We start from the raw sequence: 8,561 nt of genomic DNA, 5'->3' as shown, positions 1-8,561 counted from the left end.
GTTCTGGACCGTTCGTCGGCCTCTTTGTTTGAGAGGGGGCCTGTCGCGGCGGAATCGGCGCCCGTCCATCCGTGCGGGACGGCGGACGGTTTTACATAGCCTGTCCTCTTTCCCTATCGCTATCCGCTTCGGCGAATTCCGGACGGGAACTCGGTTCGCTCCGTTCGTTCGCTCCGTTCCTTGGCCCGTCGGCTCCGCTCGGCGGGCCGGATTCCCCGTCGCGGGTTCGGGAAGGCTTTCGAGCCGCGGATTTCCGTGCACACGGTTTCGAGGCAATGTCCTGTTTCGGGAGCATGCACCGGTTTCGCTTCCGCTGCATACATCGCGCCGCTCTTCTGCACACCGTGCCGGAAACGCTCCGGGACCGGCTGAAACGTGTTTTTCCGCCGTATGTAGCGGAACGCTGCACCTGCACCGAAAGCGCCTCCGCTCACCGGAAGGCGTGTTGCAGAGCTCCTTCCCGCTTCGCGGCTTGCTCAGCCTGTCCGCCGACCAGCCCGCCTGTCAGTCCGCTTGCCATCCTTCTTGCGCCCCCCTGTCAGTCAGTCTGCCCGTCTCGTCGTCCCGTCGGTTTATCAGTCTGCCTGTCTGACAGTCAGCTTATCTGCTTGTCTGTCTCCCGGTCTGCCTGCTCGGTTTCCGTCAGCCTGTCCGTTTCGTCTTCCCGTCGGTTTATCAGTCTGCCCCGTCTGACTGTCAGCCTATCTGCTTGTCTGTTTCCCGGTCTGCCTGCTCGTTTTCCGTCAGTCTGTCCGCTTCGTCTTCCCGTCGGTTTATCAGTCTGCCCCGTCTGACTGTCAGCCTATCTGCTTGTCTGTCTCCCGGTCTGCCTGCTCGGTTTCCGTCAGTCTGTCTGTTTCGTCTTCCCGTCGGTTTATCAGTCTGTCCGCCTGTCTGTTATCCATCCTGTTTGCCAACCTGCCTCTCCCTTCCAGCCGATCCGGCGGCTGCGAGATCGCAGCACTGCCTTCCGGCGCGACTTCCGCCGATCGGCCCGCGGACGGAGGTTCGTTTCTCAAAGATAACGAATTCAACCCGATTTTGCAATACCGGCAACGGAAATTCGGAGTATTCGTCCGGGGCATGGAAAATCGGATCCGGAATAGGAAGTAGGAATAGGAAGTAGGAATAGGAAGTAGGAATAGGAATAGGAATAGGAATAGGAATAGGAATAGGAATAGGAATAGGAATAGGAAGAGGAAGAGGAAGAGGAAGAGGAAGAGGAAGAGGAAGAGGAAGAGGAAGAGGAAGAGGAAGAGGAAGAGGAAGAGGAAGAGGAAGAGGAAGAGGAAGAGGAAGAGGAAGGAGGCCGACATATAAAAAAACTGCGCCGGCAGGCGGCGCAGCGGGTCGGCACACTATTCCACGACCTCTTCGAAACTCTCTTTTCCGACGCCGCAAAGCGGGCATACCCAATCGTCGGGAATCTCTTCGAACGGCGTGCCCGGGGCGATACCGCCATCGGGGTCTCCTACGGCGGGATCGTAGATCCAGTCGCAGACGGTGCATCTGTACTTTTTCATAGGTCGATACTTTTAACTGTTATATAACGGTGTTTGCTTCCATTGCGGCAAGTGCGGTGCCGCACCGCTTCAAAGATAGAAAAAAATCGGGGAACGGACCGTATTCCGAAGATATTTCGGTCGATCACGGTCCGGTGCCGACCGGAACGTGCGATGGATGACGCCTTTCCTCCCGTTTCGCATCATTTCGCGTCTCTCGGCCCCCGTGGAGCGAAAAAACGGAGAACGACCCCTGAAGGTCGTTCTCCGGATCGGGTTTCCGTCTTTCGGACGCTCGGTTCGCCGAAGCAGATCGTTGAATCCGGCCGCTCTGCTGCGGATCTGCGGCGTCCTCCGACGGCGGCCTGTCCCTCGTTTCCGGGTCGGAAACCGGTGCGGTTCGAATGAGCCGTCCGGCTTCGGAATCGGGGGCGAGGCCTGTTACTGGAAAATATTAAAGATCGAAGTCCCCATACCCTTCATAGTCGGAGCCGATGATATGCAATGTGTAGAAACCTGCTTCGAGTGCGACGTTCAGGCACACCTGCGGTTCGAGCGAACTGTCGCATGTATAACGGGTCAGTGTTCGTCCCGTCGAGTTGTCCGTTACGCTGACGGTAACCGTTCCCACGTTGCGGTTGAACCAGATTTCCAGCAGGGCGAGGTCGGTCGTGTAATGAGCTTCGACGGTCGCTTGTGCGGAGGTCGTCATCGGCGGTGTCGGCGGCGTCTTATCCGTAATCGGAATATCCTGCTCTTTTTTCGGCGGATCGAGCGGTTGGACGGTTGCGGCGGTCGCCGACGCTACGAACAAAAGCGAGGCTGCGACGAACAGTAAAAGTTTCTTCATAATATAAATTAAATAGTTTATTTGGTTTATGAACGTGAAGTTAGTCGTTTTTTACGGAATATCCAAACATTCAGCATCTTCCGCAATATCATAGGTTGCCGGATAATGGGATTGAAAATCAATAGTTTATAGCTGTGGGATCCTATGCAAATGGGTGTAAATATTATTTTTCGTACCGCTAAATTATTGGTTATTAGTTTAGTATAAAACACAGAAAGAGCTATTATATAAAATGCTTTCGGAATATCCTTTCGGCCCGTTTCGAACGGGAAACGACCCGAAAGGAATATAGACTTTATGCTGCGATCATTGCGCCCGGGGTGCGAGCTGACGCAGCAGATCGGTGAAGAAGTCCTCGATCTTATAGTCGGCCGGAAGTTTCAGTTTGTGGCGCAGACGGCTGCGTTTGTTGTAGAACGAACCGATATCCCCGTAGTCGTACATATAACAGATGGCCTGTTGCGAAAATCCGAAGCAGAGCAGACAGCAAAGGTCGAGATCGTGTTTCGTCAGCTCGGGATAGTGGGCCTTCAGATAGTCGACCACACCGTTGTATTTGCGGTTGACCACATATTGCAGATCGGTGAGCGCATGCCGTGAATTGACGTTGACACCGACATATTTCTGGAAATTCTTGATAAACAGACTCGGTTTGATCGTTTGCGACGAGGCGATCAGTTCGCGCAGTCCGATCATGCGTTCTTCCAGCGCTTTGTAGAGCTGTGTCTCCTGCAGGTCGTCCTTGTCGCTCTGCTCTTGCAGGCTGGCCATACGCTTTTGCAGACCGTCGTAGGTCGTGCGCAAACTGCACAGTTCCGTTTCGGCCTGCCTTATTTGTTCGTGCGCTCTTTTTTGCCATCGGCAGAAGGCCCTGATTGCGATCCAGATACCGATCGTAAAAATAATTGTCAGCAACAAAATGACGATCGACTGATAATGTCGTTGAACCGCCAGAGCTTCATTATGAGAGGTCAATAGTTTATTCTGACAACGCTGCTCGATCTCCTGCATGAAGGTTCGGTCTTTGAGCGCGTTCATCGAATCTATGATACGGCAGTAGGTGTAGGCGTAGTTCTGAGCCTTTTTGTAATTTCCGGCTGCGAATTCGATCTGTTCGAGGAGCGAATAGCAGTCGGCGATCGTGTATCCCGACGCGCGGTCCGCGGCGCCGATGCATTTCAGCCCGTACGCACGCGCCGAGTCGAGGTTGCCTTCTTTGAAATGGAGGGACAACATCAATCCCCATTGCGTGCTGGGCGAAAGGTTCGGCGAATGGCGTGCGAAAAGCGCGTCGACGTATCTGCGGACCGAATCGGTGCCGACCTCTTTCATGAGTATCCATGAGCGGTTCAATTGCGCTCTGAGAAGATCGTCGCTCATGCCGAGCTGTTCATAAAGAGCGGATGCTTCCCGAAGACAAGAATCCGAGCGGTAGTTATCGTGCAGATTGAGGTAGACATGCCCCAGCCATTCGAGCGAAATGGCCGTATTGAGCCTCTGTCCTGCTTTGAGGAAATGCCGGTTGCTCCGTTTGAGGTAGCCGAGCGCCTCTTCGTAACTGAGTTGGTTGCTGTAAAGCAGACCGATGCTGAAAGCGATCTGTCCTTTCAGATAGTCGTCGTCCGTCTCGCTGACATGGGCCTGCGCATGGAACAGAGCCTCCGCCGCACCGATTTTGTCGCAGCGGTTGTCGTATATCCGTCCCAGATAGTAGTATGCCGAGGCTTTTTCGTGGGGAGTATCCCGGCTCTCGTAGTAGCGGACCGCGATCCGGATCAGCGAGTCGTCGGTGCGGAAGATGCGGTTTTTGTCCAGCGCCTGCGAGTAGAGCAGAGCGTATTGGGCTCGGGAGGAGGCGCGTTTGAGGTGTTCGGTGCGGAGGGTCCGAAGCAGTGCCAGTGCCCGGGCCGGTTCGTCGCGCATCAGCGCACGCGCGTTGTCGAGAACGAGATCGGTTTCGCGCTGCCGGCTGCATGAGACGCCGAGAAAAAAGATAATCAGTATTAGATATTTCATATCGTTGAGTTGGCATGCAAAGATAGATATTTTATGCGAAAGTCCGTATGTGCTATGCGTTGCGATGCGCCCGCAGGCTCATTTTTCGTCGGAAGGGTTCCGGCGGCCGGTCGTAGGAGGCGGAAGAAACGGTTTTCGTCCTCATGCCGCGGAGTTCCGTCGGAGCCCCGCACAGATATTTATCGAGGTGGTTTGCACGGAGCATATCGGACGAAAGACCGGCTGTTTACCCCTGAAACGCGGCATCGGTCCCGGGCGATTGTCGGTCGTCGCAGTTCGACGCGGCCGACTCGATGAACCGTGCCGGGCTGCTGCGCAACGCGGTATACCTTGCGCCGGCGGTCCGCATCTTCGGGCGGCCAGTGCTCCTCTCGACGGTCGGCGCCGCCGTGGGGGGCGACAAGGAGACGGCGCCTGTCTTGTGCCGTGCGTTGGGCGGCATTCCATCGTACGGCCGTGGGGCTGTCGGTGCGTGGGAGGAGGGGTGTGCTATGAAACGGTGCAGGAGAAGAACCGCGGCGAGTTGGGCGCGGCGGCTTTGCGGACCGGGGCGTCTCTTGCGTTCCCCGGTGCTCGATGCGCTCGCCGAAGGAGCGGAAATCTTGTCCGGTCGCGGATGCCGCGGGGGGCTTCGGCCGCGGCGCACGAGGCTGCGCTTCGGCGGATGCGGCAGGCCGGGGTGCGCTGGACGAGCATTGCGCAGGTCGCCTGCGAGTTGCAGTGCGACCGGAGCCGCAGACGGCCGACGCCCGGATCGGTCGCATTTTTTTTCGGGATGCGGGTATCTCGCCGAATCGGGGGAGATTAGGGCGTGCGCGATGTGGCGCCACCGGCCGGAGTGGGCCGAAAAGAGGCTGTCGACGAGTTTCTTGCGCTCTGCGCTGGGAAGGGGCTCGAATGGCTGTACGAATGAAGAGGGACTGTCCGCGGTTTGTCGGACAGCTCCTCTTCGTGCGGATTCCGCGGCTGCTCGCCGCCCGCGCTCCGTTCAGTGCGAAGCCGTTTTTCGGGCCGTAAGCCCGGGGCCGATCAGCCGGTCGAGCGCATAGGCGCCCGGCCCCGTGATGAACAGCGGCACGAAGACCGCGAGGTAGAGGAGCGGCAGCTCGCGGGCGGCGAACGGGTCGCCGCCGTGAACGACGAACAGAGCGATGCACAGGGTGAAGATCATCGGGATCAGGGCCAGACGAAAGAACGCGCCGGCGATGACGCCTGCCGCACAGATGATTTCGGCGAAAATCGCCAGCACGAGCGATGCATGCCGTCCGAAACCGAGCGGGTCGGGAAACGAGGCTGCGAGGTCGCCGAAGGCGCTCCACTTGGCGATGCCGTGCGTCATCAGCAGCACTCCGAACAGGATTCGGAGCGTCAGCAGCAGCCACGACTCCGAAGTGCAGTAGCTTTTGGCCGGAAAGAGGAATTTCAGGATGCGGTTCATGTCGGTCCGTTATCCGTCGCTGCCGCCGCCGGTACGGCGTCCGGTATGCGCCGGACGCCGCATCGGCCGGAGGGGAGTCCGTCTGCGGCAGAGAAAAGGCGGATTATTTGATTTTGTCGAGGAATTCTTTCGACGGCTTGAAGGCCGGGATGTCGTGTGCCGGCACCTTGATCGTCGTGTTTTTCGAAATGTTGCGGGCGACCTTCTCGGCGCGGTGCTTGCGGTTGAAAGTGCCGAAGCCGCGCAGGTAGACGTTCTCGCCGCCGATCAGAGCTTGACGCACCTGTTCCATAAATGCCTCTACGACAGCCGATGCGGCCGTTTGTTCGATCCCCGTCTGCTGGGAGATCTTCTTTACAATTTCTGCTTTTGTCATAGTCGTATTGTTTTAATTGAACCATGTTTCGTCGTTGCGTCCGCAGGATGAAGCCGTTGCGGACGGCATTCGACGTGCACCCCGACTAATTCCGTGCCGGAATTGGAAAAATGACTGTCGTAAAATATTGATTTCATAAAAATTGTCGTTCGAGAACATGATTCGAAAGCCGCGGACGTTCCCGCCTGCGACAGATTCCGGACCGTTTGCGGCATTCGGGTCCCGGAGTGGAGGTGGATGCCGCTCGCTGGGGGACTGCCGCATGGCGGGCGGAGGATGCGATAGCGGGGGCGGGGGGCATGTTGGCGGCGGCGGGAGCGGGGCCGGCCGAATCTTTTCCGGACATTTGCGGGAGGGGTGCTCGCAGACGGCGGAGCATCCGTACCGCCGGAAGTCCTCCGGTCGGTTCGGAGGGGATCGGAAACGGACGGGCCGGGTGCCGGATTGCGGGCGGTTTTGGCGGAACGGTATTCTGCACGGGAGCCTGCGGGTTTTAGCGGAGCGGCTTCCGGTCGGAGCGGTCTCGGCGAGGCCGGGCAGACCGATGCGGCGGGAGCGGTGGGGCGGCTGCGGATGCCGGGGCGGCCGCAGCATGTTTCCGGCGAACAGGGCGGGCCTCCTTGTCGTTTGCTCCGAATCCGGGAGCGTCCGGACGGTCGAGAGAGGGGGGGGGACTTCGGGAAAATAAAAGAAAAAATATTTTTTCTTGTGAAAAAATTTGGATTTGGAAAAATTCTTGCTACCTTTGCACTCGCAATGCCTCTTTAGCTCAGTTGGTAGAGCACGACACTCTTAATGTTGGGGTCCAGGGTTCGAGCCCCTGAGGGGGTACAGTGCAAAAGACCGATAATCGTCGATTATCGGTCTTTTTTTGCATTTTATGTCGTAGCATTCAGGGGTAAAACAGCCAGTTTGGGGGGCGGATTTACTTCGGATGGATCGCATCCGATGAATTTCAGCCGCTCGAAACACAAGACGATCCGCCGGATTTTCAACCGAAGACATGGGATGTTTCGCCGGGGCGGACGAGACCGGAATCGCATTTTCGGGCCTTGTCCGGAAATCCGATGAATTTTTTACCGGAACAGAGCCTCCTGTCCCTCATCGCCGGAATATGCGCATTGAGTGGCAAACACGAGCCGCTGCAAACGCTTCGGGAGAGTGCCGCACCGTATGCGAGTGCCGGACGGGAAGCAGAGGCCGAAGCAGAGGCCGGGATGCCATACGCCTTCGGTGAGCGCAGTCCGTTCCGGCGGCGCGCCGTGCCCGTGCTGGTGTGAGACGGCGTGGCTTGTGCGGTGCGATCGTGCCGGCGGAACGGTTCCATTCTTAATATTATGTCCGGTAATGTCGGCGGTTCGGACGGGGCCGGAAACGGCGCATTCCCGTCGTCCGCGCCGCGTGCGGCGGGAACCGCTGCCGCTGCATCGGCTGTTCCGCCGATGCGTTCGGCGCCCGAGACGAGCATACGGTCGTAGAGCGGCACGAAGGTTTTTCGGGGACGAGACGCCTCGGGTTGCCGGCAGAGAGTTGCGAACAGGGGCGCCGGAAGCGGATTCTGGCATGTTTTTGCAGGGGGTATGATATGAAAAAAGGCATGTATGAGTTGTCTGACAACGATCTTTTCATACATTTACAGAAAGAAGCGACCGGCGGACATCTTTCGGCGGGCTTTCCCGTCGGAGATCGGTAAAATCCGCAGATTCGGAACTTTGGCTGAAAGCAGGTCTGCGGCGACGGCGGAGTGGGATTGTTTTTCCCGTTGCGGATCGGAAGCGGCTGTTGCGCAAACCGTCCTGTTGCGTTTTCGCTTCAGAGTTCCTGCCCGGCAGCCGGTGAGCGGCGCGAAGGTTCGACGTCGGGGGGGTAGATTTTCCGATACGAGCGGAATGGCGGACATGGAGGCCGGCACGTACGCGACAGGCAGGTCTGCTGTTACGGCTTTTTGACGTGCTCTGCTACGGTTCGGCGCCGTGCGGAATTTGCGGCATCGGATTATTGTCGGGCTGGGCAGCGGTTCGGGAGCGGCCGAAGACCCGTACGGTCCGCATGCCGTGGCGGCACTCCGAAGATCGGACGCACGGAGGAACAATCCGGTTCGCCTCGTGAACCCGAAGTCGGACGGTAGTGATCGGATTGCAGTGAATATACGACAATATAACTATATATGAATACGGTCCGTCTTTTTTTCATGTCCGTTCTTTTAGTTGGATTTCCGGGATGGTCGGAATCGAGAGCACAGTCTCAGTCGTCGGGAGGTTCGGTTTCGGGATATGTGCGGGATACGACGGGCCGTGGCATCCCCCACTGTACCGTGAGCCTGCTTCGCTATTCGGACACGACTGAATTGTGCGGGACCACGAGCGACACGTGCGGTTT

General features: G+C 57.7%; 6 protein-coding genes and 1 tRNA gene. 1 reads left to right on the top strand and 6 read right to left on the bottom strand.

Annotation, left to right across the window (positions count from 1 at the left end):
- Positions 1 to 797 precede the first annotated feature (797 nt).
- From BN3659_RS13030 to BN3659_RS02455, 6 genes are all read right to left on the bottom strand, one after another.
- Positions 798 to 1,316: a hypothetical protein gene (locus BN3659_RS13030; RefSeq protein ID WP_171847680.1), complete on the bottom strand. Its 519-nt coding sequence runs from the start codon at positions 1,314 to 1,316 to the stop codon at positions 798 to 800.
- A gap of 42 nt (positions 1,317 to 1,358) precedes the next feature.
- A complete protein-coding gene (gene rd, locus BN3659_RS02480) occupies positions 1,359 to 1,523 on the bottom strand; it encodes a rubredoxin (RefSeq protein ID WP_091534333.1) in 165 nt (54 codons plus the stop codon).
- A gap of 433 nt (positions 1,524 to 1,956) precedes the next feature.
- A complete protein-coding gene (locus tag BN3659_RS02475) occupies positions 1,957 to 2,352 on the bottom strand; it encodes a DUF3244 domain-containing protein (protein WP_091534331.1) in 396 nt (131 codons plus the stop codon).
- 306 nt (positions 2,353 to 2,658) lie between these two features.
- Positions 2,659 to 4,368, bottom strand: coding sequence for a hypothetical protein (locus tag BN3659_RS02470; RefSeq protein ID WP_091534330.1), 1,710 nt, complete (start codon positions 4,366 to 4,368; stop codon positions 2,659 to 2,661).
- A gap of 988 nt (positions 4,369 to 5,356) precedes the next feature.
- Positions 5,357 to 5,806, bottom strand: a complete 450-nt coding sequence (locus BN3659_RS02460) for a DoxX family protein (protein ID WP_091534326.1) — start codon at positions 5,804 to 5,806, stop codon at positions 5,357 to 5,359.
- Positions 5,807 to 5,909: 103 nt separating this feature from the next.
- Positions 5,910 to 6,182 carry an HU family DNA-binding protein gene (locus BN3659_RS02455; protein WP_091534324.1) on the bottom strand — a complete coding sequence of 91 codons (273 nt, stop codon included), beginning with the start codon at positions 6,180 to 6,182 and terminating at the stop codon, positions 5,910 to 5,912.
- A 758-nt stretch (positions 6,183 to 6,940) separates the two neighbouring features.
- Between BN3659_RS02455 and BN3659_RS02445 the strand changes: the two genes are divergently transcribed.
- Positions 6,941 to 7,013, top strand: a tRNA-Lys gene (locus BN3659_RS02445).
- Positions 7,014 to 8,561 lie beyond the last annotated feature (1,548 nt).

It is taken from the genome of Alistipes sp. CHKCI003, from assembly GCF_900021155.1.
In the GTDB taxonomy this organism is placed as follows: domain Bacteria; phylum Bacteroidota; class Bacteroidia; order Bacteroidales; family Rikenellaceae; genus Alistipes; species Alistipes excrementavium.
This window is presented reverse-complemented; position numbering and strand designations above follow the sequence as displayed.